General features: G+C 67.1%; 23 protein-coding genes. 7 read left to right on the top strand and 16 right to left on the bottom strand.

The genetic code is table 11. The features are described 5' to 3' along the window. Window positions 1-64 precede the first annotated feature (64 nt). The 7 genes from AC5P78_RS06245 to AC5P78_RS06275 form a co-directional block, all read right to left on the bottom strand. Window positions 65-889: a ferritin-like domain-containing protein gene (locus tag AC5P78_RS06245; protein WP_049395711.1), complete on the bottom strand. Its 825-nt coding sequence runs from the start codon at window positions 887-889 to the stop codon at window positions 65-67. 9 nt (window positions 890-898) lie between these two features. Beyond that, window positions 899-2,365, bottom strand: a complete 1,467-nt coding sequence (gene purF, locus AC5P78_RS06250; protein WP_005408246.1) for an amidophosphoribosyltransferase — start codon at window positions 2,363-2,365, stop codon at window positions 899-901. Between the two features lie 30 nt (window positions 2,366-2,395). Continuing rightward, a complete protein-coding gene (locus AC5P78_RS06255; protein WP_012479253.1) occupies window positions 2,396-3,175 on the bottom strand; it encodes a CvpA family protein in 780 nt (259 codons plus the stop codon). A gap of 46 nt (window positions 3,176-3,221) precedes the next feature. After that, entirely contained in the window at window positions 3,222-4,265 is a 1,044-nt protein-coding gene (locus AC5P78_RS06260; RefSeq protein ID WP_005408244.1) for an SPOR domain-containing protein, read from the bottom strand. An 81-nt stretch (window positions 4,266-4,346) separates the two neighbouring features. Then, window positions 4,347-5,618: a bifunctional tetrahydrofolate synthase/dihydrofolate synthase gene (folC, locus tag AC5P78_RS06265; RefSeq protein WP_414498596.1), complete on the bottom strand. Its 1,272-nt coding sequence runs from the start codon at window positions 5,616-5,618 to the stop codon at window positions 4,347-4,349. A 40-nt stretch (window positions 5,619-5,658) separates the two neighbouring features. Next, window positions 5,659-6,303 carry a histidine phosphatase family protein gene (locus tag AC5P78_RS06270; protein ID WP_005408242.1) on the bottom strand — a complete coding sequence of 215 codons (645 nt, stop codon included), beginning with the start codon at window positions 6,301-6,303 and terminating at the stop codon, window positions 5,659-5,661. 186 nt (window positions 6,304-6,489) lie between these two features. After that, complete coding sequence (locus AC5P78_RS06275; protein ID WP_100438899.1) at window positions 6,490-8,652, bottom strand: S46 family peptidase; 2,163 nt, start codon at window positions 8,650-8,652, stop codon at window positions 6,490-6,492. 421 nt (window positions 8,653-9,073) lie between these two features. On the opposite strand from AC5P78_RS06275, the gene tdh reads away from it, so the two are divergent. Beyond that, window positions 9,074-10,096: an L-threonine 3-dehydrogenase gene (gene tdh, locus AC5P78_RS06280; protein ID WP_010483949.1), complete on the top strand. Its 1,023-nt coding sequence runs from the start codon at window positions 9,074-9,076 to the stop codon at window positions 10,094-10,096. A gap of 132 nt (window positions 10,097-10,228) precedes the next feature. Here the strand turns inward: tdh and AC5P78_RS06285 are convergent, their stop codons facing one another. Further along, window positions 10,229-10,924, bottom strand: coding sequence for a TorF family putative porin (locus AC5P78_RS06285; protein WP_005412357.1), 696 nt, complete (start codon window positions 10,922-10,924; stop codon window positions 10,229-10,231). Between the two features lie 198 nt (window positions 10,925-11,122). On the opposite strand from AC5P78_RS06285, the gene kbl reads away from it, so the two are divergent. Then, on the top strand, window positions 11,123-12,331 hold the full coding sequence (kbl, locus tag AC5P78_RS06290; protein WP_005408238.1) for a glycine C-acetyltransferase: 1,209 nt from the start codon (window positions 11,123-11,125) through the stop codon (window positions 12,329-12,331). 84 nt (window positions 12,332-12,415) lie between these two features. Here kbl and AC5P78_RS06295 read toward each other — a convergent pair whose 3' ends face one another. The 4 genes from AC5P78_RS06295 to AC5P78_RS06310 all read right to left on the bottom strand — a co-directional run bounded on the left by AC5P78_RS06295 (window position 12,416) and on the right by AC5P78_RS06310 (window position 15,493). After that, window positions 12,416-12,751 (bottom strand): hypothetical protein, encoded by a 336-nt coding sequence (locus tag AC5P78_RS06295; protein ID WP_005412356.1) that lies wholly within the window; start codon window positions 12,749-12,751, stop codon window positions 12,416-12,418. Between the two features lie 85 nt (window positions 12,752-12,836). Further along, on the bottom strand, window positions 12,837-13,646 hold the full coding sequence (locus tag AC5P78_RS06300; RefSeq protein ID WP_043033745.1) for a pseudouridine synthase: 810 nt from the start codon (window positions 13,644-13,646) through the stop codon (window positions 12,837-12,839). 20 nt (window positions 13,647-13,666) lie between these two features. Further along, on the bottom strand, window positions 13,667-14,173 hold the full coding sequence (locus AC5P78_RS06305) for a hypothetical protein (RefSeq protein WP_005408235.1): 507 nt from the start codon (window positions 14,171-14,173) through the stop codon (window positions 13,667-13,669). A 219-nt stretch (window positions 14,174-14,392) separates the two neighbouring features. Next, entirely contained in the window at window positions 14,393-15,493 is a 1,101-nt protein-coding gene (locus AC5P78_RS06310) for an OmpA family protein (RefSeq protein WP_005408234.1), read from the bottom strand. Window positions 15,494-15,850: 357 nt separating this feature from the next. Here AC5P78_RS06310 and AC5P78_RS06315 point away from each other — a divergent pair, with 357 nt between their 5' ends. From AC5P78_RS06315 to AC5P78_RS06335, 5 genes are all read left to right on the top strand, one after another. Further along, window positions 15,851-16,870 carry a zinc-binding alcohol dehydrogenase family protein gene (locus tag AC5P78_RS06315; RefSeq protein WP_012479247.1) on the top strand — a complete coding sequence of 340 codons (1,020 nt, stop codon included), beginning with the start codon at window positions 15,851-15,853 and terminating at the stop codon, window positions 16,868-16,870. 206 nt (window positions 16,871-17,076) lie between these two features. After that, on the top strand, window positions 17,077-17,706 hold the full coding sequence (gene yczE, locus AC5P78_RS06320; protein WP_005408232.1) for a membrane protein YczE: 630 nt from the start codon (window positions 17,077-17,079) through the stop codon (window positions 17,704-17,706). Window positions 17,707-17,943: 237 nt separating this feature from the next. Then, window positions 17,944-19,974: an NADPH-dependent 2,4-dienoyl-CoA reductase gene (locus AC5P78_RS06325; RefSeq protein WP_012479246.1), complete on the top strand. Its 2,031-nt coding sequence runs from the start codon at window positions 17,944-17,946 to the stop codon at window positions 19,972-19,974. Window positions 19,975-20,272: 298 nt separating this feature from the next. Then, on the top strand, window positions 20,273-20,731 hold the full coding sequence (locus AC5P78_RS06330; protein ID WP_004154513.1) for a cell wall hydrolase: 459 nt from the start codon (window positions 20,273-20,275) through the stop codon (window positions 20,729-20,731). A gap of 84 nt (window positions 20,732-20,815) precedes the next feature. Continuing rightward, the gene (locus tag AC5P78_RS06335; protein WP_005408230.1) at window positions 20,816-21,427 is read left to right on the top strand and encodes a glutathione S-transferase N-terminal domain-containing protein; all 612 of its coding nucleotides are present in this window, start codon (window positions 20,816-20,818) and stop codon (window positions 21,425-21,427) included. Between the two features lie 67 nt (window positions 21,428-21,494). Here the strand turns inward: AC5P78_RS06335 and AC5P78_RS06340 are convergent, their stop codons facing one another. The 4 genes from AC5P78_RS06340 to AC5P78_RS06355 form a co-directional block, all read right to left on the bottom strand. Next, complete coding sequence (locus AC5P78_RS06340) at window positions 21,495-22,550, bottom strand: suppressor of fused domain protein (RefSeq protein WP_049418704.1); 1,056 nt, start codon at window positions 22,548-22,550, stop codon at window positions 21,495-21,497. Between the two features lie 46 nt (window positions 22,551-22,596). Then, a complete protein-coding gene (locus AC5P78_RS06345) occupies window positions 22,597-23,100 on the bottom strand; it encodes a hypothetical protein (RefSeq protein ID WP_005408228.1) in 504 nt (167 codons plus the stop codon). A 215-nt stretch (window positions 23,101-23,315) separates the two neighbouring features. Then, entirely contained in the window at window positions 23,316-25,196 is a 1,881-nt protein-coding gene (prpE, locus tag AC5P78_RS06350) for a propionate--CoA ligase (RefSeq protein ID WP_164173623.1), read from the bottom strand. A gap of 767 nt (window positions 25,197-25,963) precedes the next feature. Further along, the gene (locus tag AC5P78_RS06355; RefSeq protein ID WP_414498650.1) at window positions 25,964-26,578 is read right to left on the bottom strand and encodes an RluA family pseudouridine synthase; all 615 of its coding nucleotides are present in this window, start codon (window positions 26,576-26,578) and stop codon (window positions 25,964-25,966) included. Between the last annotated feature and the right edge of the window lie 14 nt (window positions 26,579-26,592).

A 26,592-nucleotide genomic window follows, 5' to 3' on the forward strand; every position in this document is an offset into this window, starting at 1 on the left:
AGGGGACGGAGGGGATTAAGTCGTTTGTGCCACAAACGACTTAATCCCCTCCGTCCCCTTTTCTTCAACCGGCCTGTTCGACCAGGTTGGCGAGCTCATCCGCGTCGAAACCGGCCAGCAGGCGCGCTTCCATGTTGAACGGTCCGTGCAGGTAGCCGCCGGCGTACTCCACCAGCAGTTCCTTGAAACGTGCACGCGGTTCGACGCCGGCGCGGTCGCAGTACCAGCGGTACCAGCGCGAACCGGCAGCCACATGTGCCACTTCCTCGCGCAGGATCACTTCCAGCACATCGGCGGTCTCGCCATCACCGACATTGCGCAGTTTCTCGATCATGCCGGGCGTCACGTCCAGGCCGCGCGCTTCCAGCACGCGCGGCACCAGCGCCATGCGTGCCAGGCCATCGTGCGCGGTCTTTTCGCACATTTCCCACAGGCCGTTGTGCGCGGGGAAGTCGGCGTAGTCGTGGCCATGCACCTGCAGGCGCTCCCGCAGCAGCATGAAGTGCCGCGATTCGTCGTCGGCACAGCTGACCCAGTCGGCATGGAATGCCGGCGGCAGGCCGCGGAAGCGGTACACCGCGTCCCAGGCCAGGTCGATCGCGTTGAGTTCGATATGCGCGATGGCGTGGATGAAGGCAGCCCGACCTTCCACACCGCCCAGTCCGCGCCGCGGCACTTCGCGCGGGTGCACCAGCACCAGCTGCGCCGGCCGGCCCGGCATGCGGATCGGCTCTGGCGGTAGCGCGCCGGCAGCCACCTTCAGGCGGCCGGCACGGAACGCAGCGGCGTAGGCCTGGGTCAGCGCAACCTTGCGCAGCGGGTCGGCTTCGGCCAGGCACTGCTGCGCTGCGCGCAGCAGGTCGCCAGCAACGTCGGGTACGTCAACCACGCCTGGTCCTCAGGCGCGGCGCTTGTGCTTGGCGTCGTCCGACCGCAGCTGCTGGATGCGCTCGAAGTAGCCCGGTTCAATGCCGGTCGGGTAGTGGCCGTTGAAGCAGGACGAATCGAAGTTGCGCAGCGCCGGATTGCCCTCGCTCACTGCCGCTTCCATGTCTTCCAGGTCCTGGTAGATCAGCCAGTCGCAGCCCAGGTGGGCTTCGATCTCTTCCACGGTGCGGTTGTGCGCGACCAGTTCCTCGGCCGCCGGCATGTCGATGCCGTAGATGTTCGGGTAGCGCACCGGCGGCGCGGCGCTGGCCAGGTAGACCTTGCGCGCGCCCGCGTCACGGGCCATCTGCACGATCTGCTGGCTGGTGGTGCCACGCACGATCGAATCGTCCACCAGCAGCACCACGCGGTTGCGGAACTCAAGGTGGATCGGGTTGAGCTTGCGACGCACCGACTTCACGCGTTCGCCCTGCCCCGGCATGATGAAGGTGCGGCCGATGTAGCGGTTCTTGATGAAGCCTTCGCGGTACTTCACGCCGAGCACGTTGGAGATCTCAAGCGCAGCGTCGCGCGAGGTATCCGGGATCGGGATGATGGTGTCGATGTCGTGGTCCGGGCGCAGGCGCAGGATCTTCTCGCCCAGCTTGATGCCCATGCGCATGCGCGCCTTGTGCACCGACACGTTGTCGATCATCGAATCCGGGCGTGCGAAATACACGTATTCGAAGATGCACGGGGTGTGCTCGGCCGGCTCGGCGCAGATCTCCGAGAACAGCTCGCCACGCGCGGTGATCACCAGCGCTTCGCCCGGCTGCACATCGCGCACGCGCTGGAAGCCCAGCACGTCCAGCGCGGCCGACTCGGACGCCACGATGTACTCGTCGCCCTCGGCATGGCTGCGCTTGCCCAGCACCAGCGGACGGATGCCATGCGGGTCGCGGAAGGCGACCAGGCCCAGGCCCAGCACCACGCTGACCACTGCATAGCCACCCTTGCAGCGGCGGTGCACGCCAGCCACCGCGCGGATCGCGGCTTCCGGGCTCAGCTGGCGCTGCTGCTCCAGTTCGTAGGCGAACACGTTCAGCAGCACTTCGCTGTCCGAATCGGTGTTGACGTTGCGGCGGTCCTGTTCGAACACCTGCTGGCGCAGCGCCTCGGTATTGATCAGGTTGCCGTTGTGGGCCAGCGCGATGCCGTACGGCGAATTGACGTAGAACGGCTGCGCCTCGTCCATGCCTTCCGAACCGGCAGTCGGGTAACGCACGTGGGCGATGCCGACGCTGCCTTCCAGGGTGGACATGGTGCGGGCATCGAACACATCGCGGACCAGGCCGGTGGCCTTCTGCACGCGCAGGCGGCTGCCGTTGGCGGTGGCGATGCCCGCCGCGTCCTGGCCACGGTGCTGGAGGACGGTCAAGCCGTCATACAACTGCCCGGCGACGTTCTGGTTGCCGACGATTCCGACGATGCCACACATGGTGCGAGGTCTCCGCTGGGCTGTGCCCAGTTACAAGGAAGGTGGCCGTACCTGGCCGCGGTGGTCGCCGCGCCTGCGGTCGACATTGGCCGGATCGCCCGGCTCGATACTGTCCGGCAGTGCTGGGGCGTCCGGACGCACTTCGGCCGGATCGTAGGAATCGCCCTGTTCCGCTTTCGCAGGCCGCAGCCATCCGCTGCCTGCCACTACCTGGTTGAGGATGCCATTATCGCCTGCCGCGCCCGGCTTTCCCAACCCGGCGCCTGCGTTCTTGCCCAACTCCATCAATGCAGATGGGGACAGCGCGTCGGTCGGCAAGGCCTTGGGCAGCAGATCGGCCCCGGGAACCTCCCAGTGCGGCAGCTTGCTGTTCATCCAGGCAACGGTGGGGTTCAGCAGTGGCCGCACCGCCGAGCGCTGCCAGGAAGGCTCGGCAGTCAGCGGGGTGAAACTGCCCAGCAGCAGCAGGATCGCGGCGATCAGGCCGCCCCGCACGGCGCCCAGCACCCCGCCCAGCAGGCGGTCCAGGCTGGTCAGCATGCTGCGGTGGACCAGGGCCTTGATGACCATGCCGATCACCGCAACCACGATCATCACGCCGATGCCGACCCCCAGGTAGCCACCGACGAAGTGTTCGCCACCGGGGGCCGCCGGGGCGGCCCACCAATGTGCGGCGTCATTGCCGAAGGCGAAGGCCGCCCACGCGGCCAGCAGCCACGACAGGGTGCCGATGACGATTCCCACGAAGCCGCGCAGCATCCCCAGCAGGGTGGAGGCGGCGATCACGATCAGCAGCACCACGTCGATCATGGCGCCCCGCTCCTTCGGCGGCGCTGGCAACGAGGCTGCGCGTGGGTCATGGGTGCGGTCGGACCATGCCGGCCACGCCGACCTTGGCGGCAACCTGCGCCTTCAGCTGCTCGGCATCGCCACGGTTGGCCACCGGCCCGACGCGGACGCGATGCAGGGTGCCCTTTTCGGTGCGCACCTGCTCGACAAAAGCGCTGAAGCCGGCGGCGCGGACCTTGTCGCGCAGGGCGTTGGCATCGTTGGCCTGGCCGAACGCGCCCAGCTGCACGGCAAAGCCGACGCCGCTGGCGGCCGGCGCTGCCGGCGTGGCCGGGGCCGTTGCCGGCTTGCTGGCGGTGGCCTCCGGCTTCGGCTCGGGCTTCGGGGTTTCGGGCTTCGGCGCCGGCTTCGGCGGCTCGGGCTTGGCCGCCGGAGTGGTCGTTGCAGTCGGCGTACTCGGCGGCAGGCTTTCACTGCGCACCGGGTTGCTGCTGGCCGACGGCGCGGTGGCGGCGGATGGGGTACTGGCGCTCGGCGTAGCCGGTGCCGGGGTGGCTGCCACCGGGGCGCTGCTGTCCGCTGCGGCATCCAGGGTGATCACTTCGGCCTTCACATCGGCACGGATCTTCACCGCCTGCAGGCGGGCGGCCTCGGCCTGTGCTCGGTCGGCGTACGGCCCCACGCGCACGCGCCATGCCTGGCGGCCGTTGATGGTCGCCGTTTCGGCGAAGCCCGGCAGCTGCGAGCGCTTCAGGTAGGCGATCACCGCATCGGCGTCGGCCTTGCTGCCGTAGGCACCGAAGGTAACCGCATAGTTGCCGGCGGCGACCGTCGGCGAGGTGTCCACGGTCGGCGGAGTGGCCGGCGTGGCGGCGTCCTGCAGCGGCTTGGCCTGCCCGGTCTGCAGGCCGGTGGCACCACCGGCCGGGGCGACCAGGGGCAGCTCACGGGTTTCGAACTGGCCATCGGCCGGTGCATCCGGCGCGGCGATCGGCACATTGGCCACGCCGCTGTCCGGTGCCGGCCCCTTGACCAGCATCGGCAGGAAAATCACGGCCAGTGCCACCAGCACGATGGCACCAATCAGACGCTGTTTCAGAGGCGTATCCACGTGAGGCAGGCAACTGTCCGGAGATTGGCATCGATTATACGGGTGCCGGACCGGACGGCGTCGGCGTTGGCTGAACGCGTATCAGGCATCGCCCTGCAGCCATTGCAGGGCGCCGGCAGCGGTATGGAAGGAGCCGAACACCAGCACGCGGTCACCGCGCTCGGCCTGGGCCAGCACCTGCGCCAGTGCCTGTTCGACGCTGTCAGCCAGCAGCGCCGTGGCGGCGGCGGTGCCGGCCAGGCGTGCCTGCAGCTGGGCGGCGCTCTGCCCGCGCGGGCCTTCCAGCCCGGCCAGGGTCCACTCGCCCACCACGTCCTCCAGCGCCTGCACCACCCCCGCTGCGTCCTTGTCCTGCAGCGCGGCGTACACCGCCAGGGTGCGCCCGGCCGAGACCTCGGCCTTCAGCGCACGCGCCAGCTGGCCCGCCGCCTGCGGGTTGTGGCCGACGTCGACGCGGATTTGCACGCCATCGCGCTCGAATGCCTGCAGCCGGCCGGAAATGCGTGCCGCTGCGACACCGGCGGCCCACGCCGCACGCGGCACCGGCTTGTCCAGCGCGCGCAGCGCGGCGATGGCGGCACCCGCATTGGCCAGCTGGATCGGGCCGGCCAGCGCCGGGGTCGGCAGTTCCATGCGCAGGCCGACATCGCGCCAGCGCCAACGCTGCGCATCGATCGGCTCGTAGAAATAGTCGCTGCCACCACGGATCGCATTGGCGCCAACCAGGTAGGCACGGCGCAGCACGCTCGACGGCGGATCGGTCTCGCCCAGGATCACCGGCTTCCAGCCGCGGATGATGCCGGCCTTCTCGGTCCCGATCGCCTCGCGATCCTCGCCCAGCCACTCGGCATGGTCGATGTCCACGGTAGTGATCACCGCCACGTCGGCGTCCACGATGTTGACCGCATCGAGGCGGCCGCCCAGGCCCACTTCCAGTACCGCCAGGTCCAGCCCGGCGTCGGCGAACAGCTGCAGCGCGGCCAGCGTGCCGTACTCGAAATAGGTCAGCGTGATCTCGCCACGCACGGCTTCGATGGTATTGAACGCGGCGACCAGCGCGGCATCGTCCACGTCCTGGCCGTCGATGCGCACGCGCTCGTTGTAGCGCAGCAGGTGCGGCGAGGTGTAGGCACCGACCTTCCAGCCGGCGGCGCGTGCAATGGCTTCGATGAAGGCCACGGTTGAGCCCTTGCCGTTGGTGCCACCGACCACGATGGTGCGCTTGGCCGGCGCGCCCAGGCCCATCGCCGCGGCCACGGCGCGCACGCGCTCCAGGCCCATGTCGATGCTCGCCGGGTGCTGGCGTTCAATGTAGTCCAGCCAGTCGGCCAGGGTGGTCGGGGTGTTCGTCACGGCAGCGGTTCCAGCAGAAGCAGTTGATGCGGGGGATGGATCAGAGGGCGCGGTGCTTGGCTTCGCCGAAGAACGGCGTGTGGTGGGCGCAGTCGTTCAGGCGCACCACTTCCAGGCTGTCCAGGTCGGCGCCTTCGAGCAGGTTGAGCGTGGTCGGTGCCTGGCGGAAGGTCCACAGGCGGGAAAGCGGCAGGCCCAGCACCTTGCACAGGATCACGCGGTTGACCGCATCGTGCGCAACCACCAGCAGAGTGTCGTGCTCGCCGAGGCCTTCGGTGGCACGCGCCAGCCCACGCCAGCTGCGCTCCAGCACCAGGCGCAGCGATTCGCCGCCGGGCATCAACACCGTATCCGGCTCCTCGCGCCAGGCCTGCAGGCGCGACGGATCCTTCTCGTGGATCTCGCTCGCCAGCAACCCTTCCCATTCACCGTGGGCGATTTCCTGCAGCTCGGGCTCGGTCAGCAGCATGTCGGCGCGGGCGGCGCCAAGCGCCAGCTGCGCGGTGCGCTGCGCGCGCGACAGCGGCGAGGCGACGGCACGGGTGATGTCCACCGAGGCCAGGCGGGCACCCAGTGCCTGGGCCTGGGCTTCACCGATCGGCGAAAGCGGAATATCGATCTGGCCCTGGTAGCGGCCTTCGGCGTTCCACGGCGTTTCGCCGTGGCGGGCAAGCAGGATGCGCATGCGTGCAAGGGGTCCTGGGGGGAGGAGGTTTCCGCGTTTCGTTCACATCCTGTGAAGTACGCGGAACAGGGATGATACCTGTTCGGCGCACCGGGCCGGGCATGAAAAAACCCCGCGACGTGGGTCGCGGGGTTTCGGAAACTCCGGCTGTCTGGTCGAGGTTGCCGGCCAGCGGCCGGCACTACCTCACTTCGCCAGGTTCAGTTCCTTCAGCAGCTGCGGCGCCGGCGCCACTTCCTGCATGATCCACTGCATGTAGCGGCTGTCGACGGCGATCATGCGGGTCATCACCGGGTCGAACACCCAGTTGGAGCTGACCGATTCCCAGTTGCCATCGAAGGCCAGGCCGACCAGCTTGCCGTTGGCGTCCAGCACCGGCGAACCCGAGTTGCCACCGGTGATGTCCAGGTTGGACAGGAAGTTCACCGGCACCGAACCAATGCGCTTGTCTTCCAGGCCGCCATAACGCTTGGCCTTGACCGCATCGAGCAGCGCCTTCGGCGAATCGAACGGATCCTCACCGGTTTCCTTCGCCGCCACGCCTTCCAGGGTGGTGAACGGGGTGTACTTCACGCCGTCCTTGCCATAGCCCATGACGTTGCCGAAGGTGATGCGCAGCGACAGGTTGGCGTCCGGGTAGACGAACTCACCCTGGCTCTTCTTGTAGTCGGCCACGGCCTGCAGGTACAGCGGGCGCGCGGTCAGCGATTCGCCTTCGCGGATCTTCTTCTGCTCTTCCTGCTTCAGCAGTGCCGGCATGACGGCCACGGCGTACTGGATGGCCGGATCGTTGCTGGCCTCAAACGCGGCGCGGTCGGCCTTGAACCATTTCAGGCGTGCATCCAGGCTGCCCAGCTCGGTGCCCGACAGCTTGCCCACCAGCGATTTCACCGCAGCGGCATCGCTGCCGGCCAGCCACTTGTTCAGCACTTCGTTGTCGCGCTGTGCGGCCGGCAGGGCCACGTACTGCTCCAGCCAGTAGGCCTGCAGCTGCTGGTCCATCTTCGCCACGTAGCGACGGTCCATCTGCTTCAGGCCACCTTCGATGGTGGTCAGGTCGCGTTCCTGGTAACCGGCTTCGCGTTCGGCATCCGGCTTGCTGCGCTCGATCGACAGGCGGTACAGGGTGATCGCCGCGCCAACGGCCGAGGTGTTGTTGAACTGACCGACGAACAGGTCGCGTTCGCGGGTCGACTTGCTGGTATCCAGATGCTTGAGCAGCTGCGCGTGTGCCGCCAGGGCCGGCTTGCCGGCAGCGCCCTGCTTCTTCAGCCACGCCAGCACGGCGGCTTCTTCAGCCTGCTTCTGGCCCGCGGCGTCGATGCGCTTGAAGCCTTCCAGCTGGCCCAGGTAGTTCTTGGCCACGTTGTTCATGCTGGCGGCGGTGGCGGCGTACTTCACCTTGACGTCGGCGTCGGCCTTGCCGGCGTCGGCGATCATCTTCAGCACGGCGTTGTAGTGCTTGGCGATGGTCGGGTAGGTGAAGCTGGCGGTTTCGTTGAATTCACCGGCCAGGGCATAGCGGTTGGTGCGGCCCGGGTAGCCCGCCACCATCACGAAGTCGTCGGCACCCAGCGGCTGGTCGGCGAACTTCAGGAAGTGCTTGGGCTGGTACGGCACGTTGTCGGCGGCGAAGGCGGCCGGCTTGCCGTCCTTGCCGACGTAGGCGCGGTAGAACGAGAAATCGCCGGTGTGGCGCGGCCACATCCAGTTGTCGACGTCGCCGCCGAACTTGCCGACGCTGCCCGGGGGCGCGTAGACCAGGCGCACGTCCTTGATTTCCATGTTGCGGAACAGGCGGTAGGTGTTGCCGCCGGAGAAGCTGTACAGGCGGCAGCGGAAGCCGGCATCGGCTTCACAGGCGGCGACCTGGGCCTTGTCGAAGGCGTCCAGCGCACGGCTGCGGGCCAGCGGGTCGTTGCCGGCGGCAGCGATGGCGGCCTTGGCCTGGGTGGTGACGTCGGTGATCTGGTCGAGCACGAACACGCGGGCGTTCGGGCCGGCGCTCAGTTCGTCCTTCAGGGTCGGCGCGTTGAAGCCGTCCTTGATCAGGTTCTTCTGCGCGGTCGAATTCAGCTGGATGGCGCCATAAGCGCAGTGGTGGTTGGTGACCACCAGGCCCTGCGGCGAGACAAAGCTGGCGGTGCAGCCGCCGAGGGCGACGACCGCGCCCATCGGGTCGCCGGTCAGGTTGGACAGCTGTTCCGGGGACAGCTTCAGGCCGGCCTTCTGCAGCGGGCCGGCGATTTCCGGCAGCTGCTGCGGCACCCACATGCCTTCAGCGGCATGGGCGACTTGGGCCAGCCCGAGGCTGGCGACGATGGAGAATGCAAGCAGGTTCGAGCGCATGGAGCGGCCCCTGGTAGTGGAACCCTCGATTGTAGCCCGCCGCCCTGCCCCGGCCCGAACCCCGGAAGTCATGGGCCTACTTCTTGCGCTGCCATGCGCACGTCGGCCGCGCACATGGAATGGTCCAGAGGGGGCGTGGTCACCCTGGTCGGGACCGTTGGCGCCATGGATGGCGCCATCGAGCGCCATGGATGGCGCCATCGAGCACCATGGATGGGCTTTTGCGTGTCCCGGCCAGGGTGACCACGCCCCCTCCCCCGGAATCAAGGAGGCGCTGCTGTTTGCGGCACGTTCGAAACGCCCGCCGGCGCACGCCTTTCGTTCCGCCAATGCACCCGCAGCGCAACATGGGAAATCCGCGCGGCACCCTATAATCCGCGCTTTCCCCCTGATGAGTTCCACCCCGATGGCGCAGCAAACGATGAAGGCCCTGGTCAAGCGCGAAGCGGCCAAGGGCATCTGGCTGGAAGAAGTTCCGGTGCCGACCCCGGGCCCGAATGAGGTCCTGATCAAGCTGGAGAAGACCGCGATCTGCGGTACCGACCTGCACATCTACCTGTGGGACGAGTGGAGTCAGCGCACCATCAAGCCGGGCCTGACCATCGGCCACGAATTCGTCGGTCGCGTCGCCGCACTCGGCTCGGCCGTGACCGGCTATGAAATCGGCCAGCGCGTCTCGGCCGAAGGCCACATCGTCTGCGGCCACTGCCGCAACTGCCGTGGCGGCCGCCCGCACCTGTGCCCGAACACCGTCGGCATCGGCGTCAACGTCAACGGCGCCTTCGCCGAATACATGGTGATGCCGGCCAGCAACCTGTGGCCGATCCCGGACCAGATCCCGTCGGAGCTGGCTGCGTTCTTCGACCCGTACGGCAACGCCGCGCACTGTGCGCTGGAGTTCAACGTGATCGGCGAGGACGTGCTGATCACCGGTGCCGGCCCGATCGGCATCATCGCCGCCGGCATCTGCAAGCACATCGGTGCACGCAACGTGGTGGTGACCGACGTCAATGATTTCCGCCTGAAGCTGGCCGCCGACATGGGCGCCACCCGCGTGGTCAACGTGGCCAACCAGTCGCTGAAGGACGTGATGAAGGAACTGCACATGGAGGGCTTCGACGTGGGCCTGGAAATGAGCGGCAACCCGCGTGCGTTCAACGACATGCTCGACTGCATGTACCACGGCGGCAAGATCGCCATGCTCGGCATCATGCCCAAGGGCGCCGGCTGCGACTGGGACAAGATCATCTTCAAGGGCCTGACCGTGCAGGGCATCTACGGCCGCAAGATGTACGAGACCTGGTACAAGATGACCCAGCTGGTGCTGTCCGGCTTCCCGCTCGGCAAGGTGATGACCCACCAGCTGCCGATCGACGACTTCCAGAAGGGCTTCGACCTGATGGAAGAAGGCAAGGCCGGCAAGGTCGTGCTCAGCTGGAATTGACCCTTCGCCGTGCGCGATGGGTGGGTGCCGAGCTTGCTCGGCACACCTTGAAATTGAAAAAGGCGCCCGATGGGCGCCTTTTTCTTTGGTGTTGCCGGCCAGCGGCCGGCACTACCCGTAACGCCTGCGGCGTTACTTGCCGACGGCGACGCTCAGCATCACCCGGCTGTGGGCCAGCTTGCCGGAATTGTCACGGCCGTTGCCGTCGGTGCCGTAGTAGCCCAGGCCGACGTTGAACAGGCCGAACTGGCGCGCGACGCCGACGTTCCAGTCGGTGTAGTCCTTGGCGATGCCGTCCTCGAAGGTGCTGCGACCGACGTTGGCATTCAGGGTGAAGTCCTTCGGCAGGCCCCAGCTGCCGCCCAGGCCGAAGTACCAGCCATCGGTGCTGCTGTTCCAGACATCGTTGGTGTAGGCCACCGTCAGCTTGTAGGTGTCATCCAGCGTGGTGGTGGTGATCAGCTCGTTGTAGTTCTGGTGGCTGGACTTCAGGTAGGTGTAGCGGTTCAGCAGCACGTCGAAGTTGACGCGCTCGGTGACGTCCACGCCGTAGCCGATCAGGTAGTCGACCTCGGTCTTCGGGTCACCCGCACCAAAATCCACGCCCGAGCCCCACACGCCTGCGTACAGGCCAACCGGGCTGGTGTAGGTGAAACCGGCCTGCAGGGTCGGATCCTCGTCGGTCTGCGACACACCACGGAACAGGTAATCGGAAACAGCGGTGACGTTCCAGCTGTACGGCGATTCGTTTTCCTGAGCGCTGGCGGCGAACGGGGCGGCCAGGGTCAGGGCAGCGGCAATGGCGAGGCAGGCACGGGCGTGCTTCATGGGCGTCTCCGAGGGTGGCGGGGGCGGGAAGGGGGAGCGGGCAACCGGCGCCAGACAGGCGCGGTTCACGAATTTTTAACCCGTTTGCTATTGCGATGCAACATGTGCAACCCGTGGCGGTGCCCTGCCCGGCCCGGTCGAAGGCCGTCGTAGCCCGGTAGAATCAACGGTTTCCCCGTTCAGAGCCGTGCCCACGCCATGACCGACGCCTCCTCCGCCCTGACCCGCCACTACGCCGAGGAACTGGACGCCATCCGCGCCCAGGGCCTGTTCAAGTCCGAGCGGATCATCACCAGCCCGCAGTCGGCCGAGATCACCCTCGAGGATGGCCGCAAGGTGCTGAACTTCTGTGCCAACAACTACCTGGGCCTGGCCGACCATCCGGACCTGATCCAGGCCGCCAAGGATGCGCTGGATACCCACGGCTTCGGCATGGCCTCGGTGCGCTTCATCTGCGGTACCCAGGACCTGCACAAGCAGCTGGAGAAGCAGATCGCCGACTTCTTCGGCAAGCAGGACACCATCCTGTACGCGGCCTGTTTCGACGCCAACGGCGGACTGTTCGAACCGCTGCTCGGTGAGAACGACGCGATCATTTCCGATGCACTGAACCACGCCTCGATCATCGACGGCGTGCGCCTGTGCAAGGCCAAGCGCTTCCGCTACGCCAACTGCGACATGGCCGACCTGGAAGCCCAGCTGCAGGCCGCCGATGCCGCCGGCTGCAAGACCAAGCTGATCACCACCGACGGCGTGTTCTCGATGGACGGCTTCATTGCCCCGCTGGACGAGATCACCGCGCTGGCGAAGAAGTACAACGCGCTGGTGCACATCGACGAATGCCACGCCACCGGCTTCCTCGGTGCCACCGGCCGCGGCTCGGCCGAAGTGAAGGGCGTGCTGGAGAAGATCGACATCATCACCGGCACCCTGGGCAAGGCCATGGGCGGCGCACTGGGCGGCTTCACCTGCGCCAGCGCCGAGGTGATCGAGCTGCTGCGCCAGCGTTCGCGGCCGTACCTGTTCTCCAACTCGCTGCCGCCGCATGTGGTGGCCGCCGGCATCAAGGCGTTCGAGATGCTGGCCGCCGCTGACGACCTGCGCGACACCCTGGTGGAGAACACCCGCTACTTCCGCGAAAAGATGGTCGCCGCCGGTTTCGACGTGAAGCCGGGCGTGCACCCGATCAGCCCGGTGATGCTGTACGACGCACCGCTGGCGCAGAAGTTCGCCGAGCGCCTGCTCGAAGAAGGCATCTACGCGATCGGCTTCTTCTTCCCGGTGGTGCCCAAGGGCCAGGCCCGCATCCGCACCCAGATCAGCGCTGCGCACAGCCGCGAGCACCTGGACCGCGCGATCGATGCGTTCACCCGCATCGGTGTCGAGCTGGGCGTGATCAAGGGTTGATCCCAGCGGTCAAAGCGTGCCGACCAAGGTCGGCACCTACCAGAGCTTGAGGGCGTGCCGACCGAGGTCGGCACCTTCCCGGCATCACTTCTTTTTCTTCTTGCCCTTCGGCTCGTCCTTGCTGGCCACCACCACCGGCTTGGCGGCAGCGTCCTGGCCGTTGCCCTTGGCAACGCGGATGCCGTTGGCCTTCATCCAGGCATCGAACTCATCGGCGGTCATCTTCTTGTCGCCGTTGCTCATCAGGAAGCGGTAGCTGCCGCGGCCATCCAGCTCCGGGGTCTTCACTTCCACCACCGGGGTTTCGGCCGGCGTTTCTGCCTTGGCCACCTTCTTGTGGCCACCACAGGCGGTCAGCAGCACCATCGGCAGCAGCAGGCCTGCGCAGCGCAGGGTTTGGTTGAGGGTCGGGTGGTACATGGGCAGGCTCCGTTCGGGAAGTTCAGCAACCAGGCGCCCCCTACGCCTGGAACGGTGGCCGGCAACCGCCGGCCGCGGGCGATGATCAGCCCGGTGCAGCGGCCCCCAACCGCTGCTGGTCATTGACCTCCAGCATCCGCCACTGGCCCTTGCCGAGATCGGCGAGCTGCAGCCCGCCGATCGCAACCCGGACCAGGCGCAGCACCTGCAGGTCGAAGGCCGCCAGCAGGCGGCGGATGTGGCGGTTGCGGCCCTCGTCGAGGACCACCTCCAGCCACGCGGTCTTGTCGCCGCTGCGCAGCACGCGCACGGCCTGGGCCACGAGGAACTCGCCCTCGTCATCCACGCCAGCCTGCAGGGCCGCCAGCGTGGCGTCATCTGGCAGGCGGTCGACCTGCACGTGGTACGTCTTCTGCGGACCCGTTTCCGGATCGGTCAGGCGCGCCGCCCACTGCGGATCGTTGCTGAACAGCAACAGCCCTTCACTGGCCTTGTCCAGGCGCCCGACCGGCGCTATCCACGGCAGCCCTGCACCATCGAAACAGCGGTAGACGGTGTCGCGGCCACGCTCGTCCTGCGCGGTGGTCACCACCCCGCGTGGCTTGTTGAGCATCAGGTACAGGCGCTGCGGCGCGCCCATCGGCTGGCCATCGACCTCGATCGGCGGCGCCGGCTGGCCAATCGGGAACTCGGGATCCCGCACGATGCGGCCGGAGACGCGTACGCGGCCCTCGGCAATCCAGCGCGCGGCCTCGCTGCGCGAGCAGACGCCGGCCTTGGACAGCACGCGCGCCAGGCCATGACGGACACCGGCGGCGGTGGCAGCGGGAGTCGCACGCCCACGCGATGCGTGGGAGCGGGCGGCGGGGGTGGCAGGTGGGCGGCGCGTGCGCAAGCCTCTGCTCCCCGCGGTGCTTACTTCTTGTCGACCGGCTTGGTCTCAGCCGGTGCTTCGGCCGGGGCCGGAGTGGCGGCCGGAGCCGGACGCGCCTTGACCACACGCACGCCACGCGCCTTCATCCAGGCGTCGAACTCTTCGGCGGTCATGCGCTTGCCGTTCTGGCTCATGTCGAAGCGCCAGGGCGTGTTGTCGAATTCGGTCTGCGGCTTGTAGGCCGCCGGATCGTTCGGCTTCACCGCCGGTGCGCTCGGAATGGCCTTGGCGATGTTCTGGCAGCCATCGATGCGCAGGCGCTGCAGCACCTGGTCCAGCGACTGCGACGGATCGTAGTTGCTGCTCAGCACGCCGGCCGGCATGCCCAGCTGGTTGCCACGGATGTAGAGCTCGTCGGCCACCGGCGCGATGGTCGTGGCCGGCAACGGCAGCGGCGAGGCGCTGGTGTTGACCGAGCAATCGACCGCAGCGTGGGCGGCGGGAACCAGGGCCAGCGCCAGGACGGCGGCCGATGCAGAGCGCAGCATGAAGGGCATCCAGGAAAGGAAGTGACGCGGCGAGTTTAGCAATGCCGCGACAGCTTTCAAGCGCCACTTTCAATGAATACGGCAACCCATTGGTTTTACGGACAAAAACCCGACGAACGGTTACCCCCGGACCGGCAGGCACCGGATTCCGGGCCGCAGAAACAACAAGACCCGGCCGAAGCCGGGTCCTGCTGTGTCCTACTGGCAGAGCGTCAGAACTTAGTTCTGGACGTTCAGCTCGGTACGACGGTTCTTGGCGCGACCTTCCGGGTTGTCCGAACCATCCGGGTTGGTGTTCGGAGCAATCGGACGGCTCTCGCCGTAGCCGATCGGGCCGACCAGGCGACCGGCGTCAACGCCGTTCTTGGTCAGGTAGTTGTACACGGCGGTAGCACGACGCTCCGACAGCTTCTGGTTGTAAGCGTCGGTACCCTTCGAGTCGGTGTGACCGGCGACTTCAACGCGCAGATCCGGGTAACGCTTCAGGATCTCGGTGGCTTCGCTCAGGATCGCCACGGCGTCCGGACGCAGGTTCGACTTGTCGAAGTCGAAGTTGACGCCCTTCAGGTCGATGGAGACCGGCACCGGGCAACCGTCCGGACCGATGGTCTGACCCGGCTGCGAGTTCGGGCACTTGTCGTCGCAGTTGTTGACGCCGTCACCGTCGTCATCCAGGTCGGCGCAGCTCGGGGCAACCGGAGCCGGAGCCGGAGCAGCCGCGACCGGAGCCGGGCCCAGCGGGATCACGACGCCGACCGAAGCCAGCACGTCGCCGAACCAGCTTTCATCGTTGCCGGCACGCTTCGGGTTCACGCTCTGGTCGTCGAAATCAGCGCGGTAGGCGACTTCGGCACGGACAGCGACGCGCTTCTCGAAGGTGGTCTGCAGACCGACGCCGACCTTGGCGGCAAAGTTGCCGTCCTTGCGGTCAGCGAGGCCACCGCTGATCGGGTTGTACTCTTCTTCCGACTTCTGGTAGCCCAGGCCGGCCAGCAGGTACGGGTTCCAGCCGCGGCCTTCCTTGATGAAGTGGCGACGCAGGTCCAGCGAGACGCCGTACTGCGACCAGTTCATGTCCTTGTTGGCGTCGAAGTTCGGGTTCTGGTAGTTCAGCTCACCGTCCAGCGACCAGTTCGGGCTGATGAACTTGCCCAGGCCCAGGGTGACGAACGGAGCGTCATTGGTCAGGCGGTCGCTGTCCTGGAAGTTGAAGCCGGCCGAACCGGTCAGGTACCAGCGGTCATCGAACTCCTGCGCGGACGCAGCCTGGGCGAAAGCCAGACCACCCAGCAGCGCGGCAGTAAGGATCTTCTTGTTCATTGAGTACAGCTCCTATTTCGGGGGTATGAAACCGGTAGAGGCATGGGCCAGCACTAGTGCGTCGATGTTCGACAGCCGATTCAGCACGCCACCGCCGCGAACATTATGCTCAGGCGGGTGAAGGTCATGTTAACAGTCCCGTAACATGTGAAGTATCGCGCCCGACCCTCCACCGGTCCGACGTTGAAACCCTATACAGGATGATGAAAATCCGCAAGACCCTCACGCTGCAAGGGTTTGACGGGGTTTAAGTGCGGAATACGACATATTGCGCAACAGCTTGCTCCACCCGATTCAGCGTATCTGCTGAAACGTGAGGAACTCTATGATGGAGCCACGAACCCAGCCGGAGCCGAGATGAAAGCTGTCGCCCTGAGTCGTGAATCCGCCCCCGCCCTCTGCGATATCCATCTGCCCCCGCCGCTGCCTCCGGGTGGCCGCGACCTGCTGATCCGGGTCGAGGCCGTCTCGGTGAACCCGGTCGACGGCAAGCAGCGGGCGACCACCGATCCGGCCACGCTCGAAGCACCCCGCGTACTCGGCTGGGACGCCGCCGGGGTGGTCGAAGCGATCGGCGAGGACGCCAGCCTGTTCGCGTCCGGCGACGAGGTCTACTACGCCGGTGATGTCACCCGGCCAGGCTGCAATGCGCAGTTCCATCTTGTGGACGAACGGCTGGTAGCGCGCAAGCCGACCACGCTCGACTTCGCCGAAGCGGCCGCACTGCCACTGACCACGCTCACCGCATGGGAACTGCTGTTCCAGCGCATGCCATTGCAGCTGGATGATCGCCGCCATGCCGGCCAGCACCTGCTGGTGATCGGCGGAGCAGGCGGTGTTGGATCGATGGCGATCCAGCTGGGCCGGCATGCTGGATTCGAGGTGATCGCCACCGCCTCGCGTGAATCGTCGATCGACTGGTGCCGGCAGATGGGTGCCCAGCATGTAATCGACCACCGGCAGCCGCTGCTGCCCCAGCTGCAGGCATTGGGCATCGACGCAGTACAGGTCGCGCTCAACCTGGCCGACACCGACCATTACTGGGATGCGTTGGGTCAGCTGCTGGCGCCACAGGGCCATGTCGGCCTCATCGTCGAACCGCGCGGCGCGCTGCGCATCGGTGATCCCTACAAGGCCAAGTGCATCGGCATCCACTGGGAGTTCATGTTCGCGCGTTCGCGCTTCGCCACGGCGGACCGCATCGAACAGCACCGCATCCTCAGCCGCGCGGCCAGCATGATCGACGCTGGCCAGCTGCGCGGCACCCTCAGCGAGACGCTGGGCGCGATCAATGCGGCGAATCTGGACATCGCGCATCAGCGCTTGGCCAGCGGGCGCACGGTGGGCAAGCTGGCGCTGGCCGGCTGGGGCGACTGAGCCAGGCTGGAACGCCGGTGCAGTGCCGAGCCATGTTCGGCTGGCGGTGCCAGGCAAAGCAGCCGGAGCATGGCCCACCTCCACAGAACGGCCCATACGCAGGATCGACGACTCCTGTAGCGGTGGATCGGCCGGCATCTGTATCTATGGGAGTGACTGAATCGGGATTACGGTGGAAACAGCCCCCCCTCTCCCCGAGCGCCACCATGCCCACCGCCCTGCCCCTGCGTCTGCTGCAACTGATCATCGGCCTGTTCCTGTACGGCTTCGGCGCCTCGCTGATGATCCGTGCAGCGATCGGCGTGGCCCCCTGGGACGTGTTGTCGCAGGGCATCGCCGCACAGACGCCGCTATCGTTCGGCCTGGCCACCAATGTGATCGGTGCCCTGGTGCTGCTGCTGTGGTGGCCATTGCGACAGAAGCCGGGCGTCGGCACCGTGCTCAACGTGATGTTGATCGGCCCATCCGCGCAGTTCGGGCTGTGGTTGCTTCCCCCGGCGGTCGGCCTTGGCTGGCAGCTGGCGATGTTCTGCGCCGGCATGCTGCTGGTCGCCCTGGCCACCGGCCTGTACATCGGCGCCAAGCTCGGGCCCGGCCCGCGCGACGGCCTGATGACCGGCCTGCATGCCCGCACCGGCTGGCCGATCTGGAAGGTGCGCAGCCTGATCGAGGGCAGCGTGCTGCTGCTGGGCTGGTGGCTCGGCGGCAATGTCGGTGTCGGCACCCTCGCCTTCGCCCTGCTGATTGGCCCCCTGTGCGGAGTAACGCTGGGCTGGTTCGGGATTGGGCGTCCCCCGGTAGTGCCGGCCGCTGGCCGGCAACCGCAATCACCCTGAGCTGATCGAATGCCGGCCAGCGGCCGGCACTACCGCCCCCGGAGTTCGGGGGCAGCGCCGCAGGCGCGGGGTTGGAGGCAGATAAGTGGGGCCCGCGGTTCGCGCAGCGAAATGCGGGAGCGACAGCACGCATGTGCCGAGCGTACCCGGCCAGCGGCCGGCACTACCGCCCGCGCCCCTTGCCCCAGCCGCCGTTTCCCGGCACGCTTCGCGCTTCCGTACGCAAGCGTATCGATCATGTCGCCAGCCAACGAAAGCGCCTATCCCCACCTGTTCGCCCCGCTGGACCTGGGCTTCACCCAGCTGCGCAACCGCGTGCTGATGGGTTCGATGCACACCGGCCTGGAAGATCGCGCCCGCGACTTCCCGCGCCTGGCCGCCTACTTCGCCGAACGCGCCGAAGGTGGCGTCGGCCTGATCGTCACCGGTGGCTTCGCGCCGAACGTGGTCGGCTGGCTGAAGCCCTTTGGCGGAAAGCTGTCCTGGCCCTGGGAAGTGCGCCCGCACCGGCAGCTCACCGCGGCCGCGCACCAGCACGGCGCGAAGATCTGCCTGCAGCTGCTGCATGCCGGCCGCTATGCCTACCATCCCCTGTCGGTGGCACCGTCGAAGCTGAAGGCGCCGATCAACCCGTTCACCCCCCGTGCGCTGTCGGCCAGCGGCGTCGAGCGGCATATCGCCGACTACGCACGCAGCGCAAAGCTGGCCCGCGAAGCCGGCTACGATGGCGTCGAAGTGATGGGCTCGGAGGGCTACCTCATCAACGAGTTCATCGCCCCGCGCACCAACAAGCGCTCCGACCGCTGGGGTGGCGACGCCAACCAACGCATGCGTTTTGCAGTGGAGATCGTGCGCCGCATCCGCGAGGCCTGCGGCCCGGACTTCATCATCATCTACCGCCTGTCGCTGGTGGATCTGGTTGACGACGGCAGCAACTGGGAAGAGATCGTGCAGCAGGCCCAGGCCATCGAGGCGGCTGGCGCGACGATCATCAATTCCGGCATCGGCTGGCACGAAGCGCGCATCCCGACCATTGCCACCTCGGTGCCGCGCGCCGCCTTCGCCGCTGTCACCGCCAAGCTCAAGCCGCATGTAACGGTGCCGCTGGTGGCGACCAACCGCATCAACATGCCCGACGTCGCCGAGCACATCCTCGCCAGCGGCGGCGCCGACATGGTGTCGCTGGCGCGCCCGCTGCTGGCCGACCCGCAATGGCCCAACAAGGCCCGCGCCGGCCGCGCCGAGGCGATCAACACCTGCATCGCCTGCAACCAGGCCTGCCTGGACCACGTGTTCGAGAACAAGCTGGCCAGCTGCCTGGTCAATCCGCGTGCCGCACACGAGACCGAGCTGGTCTACCGCCCGGCTGCCACGCCGAAAAAGGTCGCGGTGGTCGGCGCAGGTCCGGCCGGCCTGGCTTGCGCCACGGTGGCCGCCGAGCGCGGCCACCAGGTCACCCTGTTCGATGCCAACGACGAGATCGGTGGCCAGTTCAACGTGGCCAAGCGCATCCCCGGCAAGGAAGAGTTCCACGAGACCCTGCGCTATTTCCGCCACAAGCTGGCTGAAACCGGCGTGCAGCTACGCCTGGGCACGCGAGCAGATGCGGCCAGCCTGGCCGGCTTCGACGAGGTGGTGCTGGCCACCGGCATCACGCCGCGCAAGGTCGACTTCCCCGGCGCCAACCACGCCAAGGTGGTCAGCTACCTGGACGTGCTGCTGGGCCGGGTCGAAGTGGGCGCCAGTGCGGCGATCATCGGCGCGGGCGGCATCGGCTTCGATGTCGGCGAATTCCTCAGCCACGCTGGTGAGTCCCCCGCGCTGGACCCACAGCGCTGGATGGCCGAATGGGGCGTGGACAGCACGTTCGAGGCCCGCGGCTCGCTGGCCAGGCCGCAGCCCGAGGCATCGCCGCGGCGGCTGTGGCTGCTGCAGCGCAGCCCGGGCAAGCCCGGCGCGCGGCTGGGCAAGACCACCGGCTGGATCCACCGCGCCACGCTGAAGGCCAAGGGCGTGCGCATGCTCGGCGGCGTCGAGTACCTGGGCGTGGACGACGAAGGCCTGCGCATCCGCGTGGAAGGCAGCGAACAGCTGCTGCCGGTCGACCATGTGGTGATCTGCGCCGGGCAGGAACCGAACCGCGCATTGCAGGCCGAGCTGCAGGCCGCCGGCATCAACGCGCAGCTGATCGGCGGTGCCGATGTAGCGGCCGAACTGGACGCCAAGCGGGCCATCGACCAAGGCAGCCGGGTGGCCGCCGCGCTCTGATGAGCGCCTGAATGGGGGACGGAATGTGATTTCCGTCACCCCTCCCGAACCTGAATGTCAAGCCGGACGGTTCACGATGCGTTCGGCTACGCCCCCCTACCTTGCGCCATCTTTCCGCTCACCAGCCAGTTTCCGGTGAGCCGGCGCAGCCCCCACGATCGGTACTGGTCGTTTCTTTTGGGGCTGCCCACGGGGCGGCCCCGATGGCCGCCTCCCCATGACGCCAAGTCGTACCCCGCATCCTGTCGCCCCCGCGACTGGAAGCGGAGAGTGCGGCCCATACGGAGCAAGGAGTTATATGAAACTGGCCTGGATTCTCTGGCTGTCGCAGTTGTTGCCGCAGCCGGCCGCTGATTCACTGTGTCTGAGCACCACCGTTTACCTGGAAGCCCGCGACCAGACCCTGCGCGGCCAGCAAGCCGTTGCCGAGGTCGCCCTGCGCCGCCTCGACAGTGGCCTGTGGGGCGACTCGATGTGCCAGGTGGTCACCGCGCGCAAGCAGTTCGCGCCGACCATCGTCTCCCCCGGCACCCAGCTGGGCAATGACGCGGCCTGGAGCGAGGCAATGAACGTGGCCTTCGACGCCGAGCGCAACTGGGCGCTGCCGGCCGGCGAGCGCCGCGAGATCGTGCCCGGAGCCAGCCACTTCGCCGCGTTGTCCATCGCCAGCCCGAACTGGCGCAACGCCTACCAGGTGGCCACCATCGGCGATCACACCTTCTATAAGGTGCAGAACCTCAAGCCGCGGCAGTCGTAACGATCCGTGCTGGCGGCAGCGTTGCCGCCCGCTGGCAGGCTCTGGGATAGTGGGCGTTTCCCGCCCGCATCACCTGGAGTTCCCATGAAGCTGTACAGCAAGCCCGGTGCCTGTTCCACCGCCGACCACATCGCCCTGCAGTGGACCGGCCAGCCGTTCGAGGTCGAACTGCTGAACAAGGACACCCTGAAGGGTCCGGAATTCCTCAAGATCAATCCGGCCGGCGCCGTTCCCGCGCTGGTCGATGGCGACTTCGTGCTGCTGCAGAACGCCGCGATCATGGGCTATATCGCCGACACCTACCCGCAGGCCGGCCTCGGCGGCGATGGCAGCGCGCGCCAGCGTGCCGAAGCCACCCGCTGGCTGGCCTTCGTCAATTCCGACGTGCATCCGGCCTTCTCGCCGCTGTTCGCACCGGGCAAGTTCATCGCCGACGAAAGCCAGTTCGACGCGATCCGCGCCGCCGCACACAAGCGCCTGCGTGGCCTGTTCGAGACCGCTGACAGGCAGCTGGCCGACAAGCCCTGGCTGGCCGGCTTCCGCAGTTTCGCCGATCCGTACTTCTACATCACCCTGCGTTGGGCCGCCGGCACCAAGGTCGACCTGTCGGGTCTGGACAACCTGGCCGCCTACAAGGCACGCATGGACGCCGATGCCGGCGTGCAGGCCGCACTGAAGGCCGAAGGCCTGGCCTGAGCCTGACCCGGGGTCGGATCCGTCTGCACAGCAGGCGGCTCTGACCCCACCGGCGCCATCACCACACTCAGCCGATCTGGCGGATCACTTCACCGTTGGCATCGCGCAGGTAGGTCGGCACCACTTCGATGCGCAGCGCTCCCGCCACCGGGTAGATGCCACGTTCGGCACGCACGCCCGCCAGGGCCTGCAGCCCCGTCTCGTCCAGCGCCCAGCGCGTGCTGTCGGCCGATACCTCGCCGGTTTCACCGCGCGCTGCCGGAATGAATTCCCACTGCCGCTCGCGGCTGGCCAGTTCCAGCGATTTGCCGTGGCGCAGGCGCAATGGCAGCAGCTCGCACACACTGGCCACCTGCCCGGCGCCGAGCACCAGGGTGGTGACGCCCGCCTCCTGCCGCCAATCCAGTGTCTCGATGAACAACATGCCGGTGCTGGAGCCCTCGCGCTCGCTGCCGGCCCGCACCTGTGCGGCGAGTGTCGGATCCTCCAACAGGTTGCCGCGATGCAGGTCGCTGATCCACAGCGGCATCGCCGGTTGCAGCGCCTGCAGCACGCCGCGCGTCGACCAGCGCTTGACCGCTTCCATCTCCTCATCGGTCAGCCCGACCAGCTGCAGGAACTGCAGGTGGCCATTGGCGGTGTCGCGCGCAGGCAACTGCGGATCGGCGATGAAGGCCAGGTGGCACAGGCGCGTGCCGGTCTCCAGCGCGATCGGGCCGTTGGCGTTCAGATGGTGACCATCCTCGAACACGTTGCCGCTGCCAAACACGTAGCGCGCCAGGTTCTGCAGCAGGTTCATCGGCCACACCGGCGGGGTGCTGCCGGCGTGCTCACCGGCTTCAGCAGCCAGGCGGAAGGTCAGCTCGAATCCATAGCCGCTGGCATCTGCATCACTGCTCTCCTTGGCGTACAGCTCGGAGAAGCCGTAGGTGATGTAATGCCAGTGCGGTACCGGCGCATCCGCCCAGTACACGCTGATGCCATCCAGCGGATCCTGGCCACCCAGCGTGTACGGCAACGCCGTACCGTAGTGACGGGGTTCCTGGCCAGCATACAGCGGCGCCAGCGCCGCATTGATCGCGTCCCAGCCTGGGGTGTCGGTGTCGTCGTGGTCGTCCTGCACGCGGGACTCCTTGTGGGGAAGTGAACCGATCACTTTACGCGGTGGCTCAGGCCTGCACGACCTCGCCGCCACCATTGACCACGGCGGCCTGGGTTTCCTGCCACCAGCGCTGCGCCAGCGCCGGGCTGCGCGCCTTGCCCACCGCCGCCAGCAGTTCCGGGCACAGGCGTTCCAACGCAAGTGCATCGGTGCAGCGTTCAATCTTCAACTGCATGAAGTAGCCCTTCAGGCCCAGGTGGCGCCGCACCGCCTCGCTCATCGCGTCGTACAGCTGCTGGTACAACGCCGGATCCTGTTCGCGGCCGGTGCTGATGCCACGTACCGGTGCCACCTCGGCATTGCCACCGATCACTTCGATCAGGCCCTGCGCTTCCAGCTGCTCCAGTGCATCGGCCGGCGCGCGCAGGCCTTCGAACAGGCCACGCAGTTCGGTGTCATCGCGATGGCCGTCGACCATCAGCAGGATCGAACGCAGTGCCGCCGGCAGGCGCCGGCCACGGTCTTCGATTTCCTGACGGCCAGCAGCCGTCTTGGCGTGCAGCAATGCCATTGCCTCTCCCTCCCTCGATGCACAATGCCGGCGCGCCCTGACGGGCACGCCCCCCTGTGTGCCATCCCCGGACGGCACGCGCCTTCCCCGGCGCGCGCCGCGTATTGCAGGTCGATGACAGGCCGAGCTTAGCGCAAGTGCCGCGGGTAGTGCCGGCCGCTGGCCGGCAACCTCGGGATTGATGGGGGTGCCGGCCAGCGGCCGGCACTACCGGATCAACGGCCCAGCGCGCGGCGGATCTCCTCCAGCGCGCTGGGGTCGTCCAGCGTCGACAGGTCGCCCGGATCACGCTGTTCGGCCAGCGCCTGCAGCGAGCGCCGCAGCAGCTTGCCGGAGCGGGTCTTGGGCAGTGCATTGACCACGTGTACGTGCGCCGGGCGTGCGACCGCGCCGAGCGAGGTGGTCACCGTCGCCATCATCTCGGCCACCACCGGCGCCGGATCCTCGCCATCCAGGCCCTGCTTGAGGGTGACGAACACCAGCGGCACCTGCCCCTTCAGTTCATCCTTGACCCCGATCACGGCGGCCTCGGCCACCCGCGGATGGCTGGAAATGGCCTCCTCGATCTCGCGCGTGCCCAGACGGTGCCCGGCTACATTGATGACATCATCGGTGCGACCGAGGATGAAGGTGTAGCCATCGTCGTCGCGGATCGCCCAGTCCAGCGAGCTGTACAGCAGTTCCTTGAAGTGGCTGAAGTAGCTCTGCAGGAAGCGGCTGTCATCATTCCACACGGTGCTCATGCAACCCGGCGGCAGCGGTGGCGACACCACCAGCACGCCCTTCTGCCCCGGTGCGACTTCCTCGCCGGTGTTCTCGTCGATCACCTTCATCCGGTAGCCGAGATTGGGGAAGCCCGGCGAACCGAAGCGCACCGGCTTCATCTCCAGGCCCGGCAACAGGGTCAGTGCCGGCCAGCCGGTCTCGGTCTGCCAGTAGTTGTCGATGATCGGCTTGCCGAGCGCTTCGCTGATCCAGTGCGCGGTCGGCTCGTCGAGCGGCTCGCCGGCCAGGAACAGGTACTTCAGCGCGCGCAGGTCGTGGCGATGGATGAAGTCCGCGTCGTGCTTCTTCAGCACGCGGATGGCGGTGGGCGAGGAGAACATCGTGCGCACGTTGTACTGCTCGCACAGCGCCCACCAGATGCCCGGGTCCGGGTTGGTCGGCAGCCCTTCGTACAGCAGCGAGGTGCAGCCACCGATCAGCGGGCCGTACACATTGTAGGAGTGGCCCACCGCCCAGCCGACATCGGAGGTGGAGAACATCACCTGGCCTGGCTTGCAGTCGAACACGGTCTCCATCGACTGCGCCATCGCCACTGCATAGCCGCCCACATCGCGCTGCACGCCCTTCGGCTTGCCGGTGGTGCCGGAGGTGTACAGCAGGTAGCTCGGCTCGCTCGCTTCCAGCCACTGCACCGGCACGTCGACTTCACCGATCTGCGCACGCAGCGTGGCGTAGTCCACGTCACGGCCCGGCACGCGGGGTTCGGCGGCATCCAGCCCACGCGACACGATCAGCACATGCGGTGGCGGCGACGCCGCTTCGGCGCAGGCGGCGTCGACCATCGGCTTGTACGGAATCAGCTTGCCACCGCGCATGCCGGCGTCGGCCGCGATCAGCAGCTTGGGCTTGGCATCGTCGATGCGCAGCGCCAGGTTGTGCGCCGCAAAGCCCCCGAACACCACCGAGTGCACCGCACCGATGCGCGCACAGGCCAGCATCGCAAACACCGCTTCGGCCATGTTCGGCATGTAGATCACCACGCGGTCACCGTGGCCGACGCCGAGGCGCTTGAGTACCGCGGCGAAGTCGTTCACTTCGCGGTACAGCTGGTGATAGGTGATCTCGCGTGTGCTGTTGGTTTCGGTGGAGATGGCGACCAGTGCGAGCTGGTCGGCGCGCTCGGCCAGGTGGCGGTCGACGGCGTTGTAGCAGAGATTGGTTTCGCCGCCGACGAACCAGCGCCGGAACGGCGGGTTGCTGTAGTCGAGCACCTGCTGCGGCGGTTTATGCCAATGGATGCGCTTGGCTTCCTCGCCCCAGAAGGCCTCCGGCTCGTCGATCGAGCGACGGTAGGTTTCCTCGTAGTTCATGACGCAGCCCTCCCAGACAAAGTCATGGGTTCGAGGATAGTCCGGTGCTGCCGCGCGGGCCGCCCTACCTTGGTAGGGGGTGGGGTTTGTTATGCAGGGCTGCGCCCTGCACCCGCGGTAGTGCCGGCCGCTGGCCGGCAACCTCAGAAGCAACAGCCGAAGCAACAGCGGGTTTCCCGTGGGATGGCGAGGTGGGTCCGGTTGAGGGGGACGCTGCAAGTACGTCCATGTAAGCTCGGTCGCCGCTTGCTCGTGTGCGCAATCCTGCGCACACGGCAAGACCGGGGTTGGGCGTCCTGCCCAACCCGCCCGAGGCATGCCTCGGGCCCATGCGGCTCACGCCCCCTCAACCGGACCCACCCCGCCTTCGACAGTTCTCCGCGATCTGTCAGAACGGCGTTCTGCCTTGGTGGGTGTCGACCTTGGTCGACTGCTCTGGTAGGTGTCGACCTTGGTCGACACGGTAGATCCACGCCATGCGTGGATGATTCATTCGATATCTGACAGAAAAATCGTGTCGACCAAGGTCGACACCTACCAACAGCTGCGCGGAACAACGGCCACCGCTACCAACAGCCGAGTGAACCTGTCGAAGGTGGGGCGGTGTCGAAGTGCGGGGTGTCAGCCGCATGGATGCGGCTGCCAAGCCTACACGGACGTACTTGCGGCGGCCCCGCACTTCGACACCGTCCCGCCAACCCACGTATAGCCGCTTTTGACGTTGACGTTGATTCTGCGGGTGCAGGGCTGCAAGCCCTGCCGACCCCCTAGAACGGAGCCGCGGACTCGAACGCGAGCACCTCGCCCGTCAGCGGATGCGTGAACCGCAGGCTGCGTGCATGCAGATGCACGCGGTGCGCCGGTGCCGCGTCATACAGCACGTCACCGACGATCGGATGGCCAATACTGGCCATGTGCAACCGCAGCTGATGGCTGCGGCCAGTGATCGGTTCCAACGCCACGCGCGTGCGCCGCGCTTCAACATCGCGCACCAGTACGCGCCAACGCGTCAACGCCGGCTTGCCGCGTTCGTGATCGACCATCTGCTTCGGCCGGTTCGGCCAGTCAACGATCAACGGCAGGTCCACTTCGCCGGAATCACCCTCGAGCAGCCCCTGCACCACCGCTTCATACCGCTTGCCAACCTGGCGCTGCTCGAACTGCATCGACAACGCCGCCTGCATGTCCTTGCCACGCGCATGCAGCAGCAGGCCGGAGGTCACCTGGTCCAGCCGATGCACGGTCAACGCATCCGGATACAGCGCCTGCAGGCGCGCGACCACGCAGTCCTGGTTCTCGGCGCTGCGGCCGGGTACGGACAACAGGCCAGCCGGCTTCTCGGCCACCAGCAGTGCGTCATCGATGTAGTGCAGGTGGATCATGCGGTTCCAGGAAT

This window comes from Stenotrophomonas sp. YJH_SMC_133, assembly GCF_059370655.1.

Excerpts from the sequence above, each read along its gene's own strand:
- purF (WP_005408246.1), bottom strand. The coding sequence starts at position 2,365 with ATGTGTGGCATCGTCGGAATCGTCGGCAACCAGAACGTCGCCGGGCAG.
- AC5P78_RS06255 (WP_012479253.1), bottom strand. The coding sequence starts at position 3,175 with ATGATCGACGTGGTGCTGCTGATCGTGATCGCCGCCTCCACCCTGCTG.
- AC5P78_RS06270 (WP_005408242.1), bottom strand. The coding sequence starts at position 6,303 with ATGCGCATCCTGCTTGCCCGCCACGGCGAAACGCCGTGGAACGCCGAA.
- AC5P78_RS06275 (WP_100438899.1), bottom strand. The coding sequence starts at position 8,652 with ATGCGCTCGAACCTGCTTGCATTCTCCATCGTCGCCAGCCTCGGGCTG.
- tdh (WP_010483949.1), top strand. The coding sequence starts at position 9,074 with ATGAAGGCCCTGGTCAAGCGCGAAGCGGCCAAGGGCATCTGGCTGGAA.
- AC5P78_RS06285 (WP_005412357.1), bottom strand. The coding sequence starts at position 10,924 with ATGAAGCACGCCCGTGCCTGCCTCGCCATTGCCGCTGCCCTGACCCTG.
- kbl (WP_005408238.1), top strand. The coding sequence starts at position 11,123 with ATGACCGACGCCTCCTCCGCCCTGACCCGCCACTACGCCGAGGAACTG.
- AC5P78_RS06295 (WP_005412356.1), bottom strand. The coding sequence starts at position 12,751 with ATGTACCACCCGACCCTCAACCAAACCCTGCGCTGCGCAGGCCTGCTG.
- AC5P78_RS06305 (WP_005408235.1), bottom strand. The coding sequence starts at position 14,173 with ATGCTGCGCTCTGCATCGGCCGCCGTCCTGGCGCTGGCCCTGGTTCCC.
- AC5P78_RS06310 (WP_005408234.1), bottom strand. The coding sequence starts at position 15,493 with ATGAACAAGAAGATCCTTACTGCCGCGCTGCTGGGTGGTCTGGCTTTC.
- AC5P78_RS06315 (WP_012479247.1), top strand. The coding sequence starts at position 15,851 with ATGAAAGCTGTCGCCCTGAGTCGTGAATCCGCCCCCGCCCTCTGCGAT.
- yczE (WP_005408232.1), top strand. The coding sequence starts at position 17,077 with ATGCCCACCGCCCTGCCCCTGCGTCTGCTGCAACTGATCATCGGCCTG.
- AC5P78_RS06325 (WP_012479246.1), top strand. The coding sequence starts at position 17,944 with ATGTCGCCAGCCAACGAAAGCGCCTATCCCCACCTGTTCGCCCCGCTG.
- AC5P78_RS06330 (WP_004154513.1), top strand. The coding sequence starts at position 20,273 with ATGAAACTGGCCTGGATTCTCTGGCTGTCGCAGTTGTTGCCGCAGCCG.
- AC5P78_RS06335 (WP_005408230.1), top strand. The coding sequence starts at position 20,816 with ATGAAGCTGTACAGCAAGCCCGGTGCCTGTTCCACCGCCGACCACATC.
- AC5P78_RS06345 (WP_005408228.1), bottom strand. The coding sequence starts at position 23,100 with ATGGCATTGCTGCACGCCAAGACGGCTGCTGGCCGTCAGGAAATCGAA.
- prpE (WP_164173623.1), bottom strand. The coding sequence starts at position 25,196 with ATGAACTACGAGGAAACCTACCGTCGCTCGATCGACGAGCCGGAGGCC.
- AC5P78_RS06355 (WP_414498650.1), bottom strand. The coding sequence starts at position 26,578 with ATGATCCACCTGCACTACATCGATGACGCACTGCTGGTGGCCGAGAAG.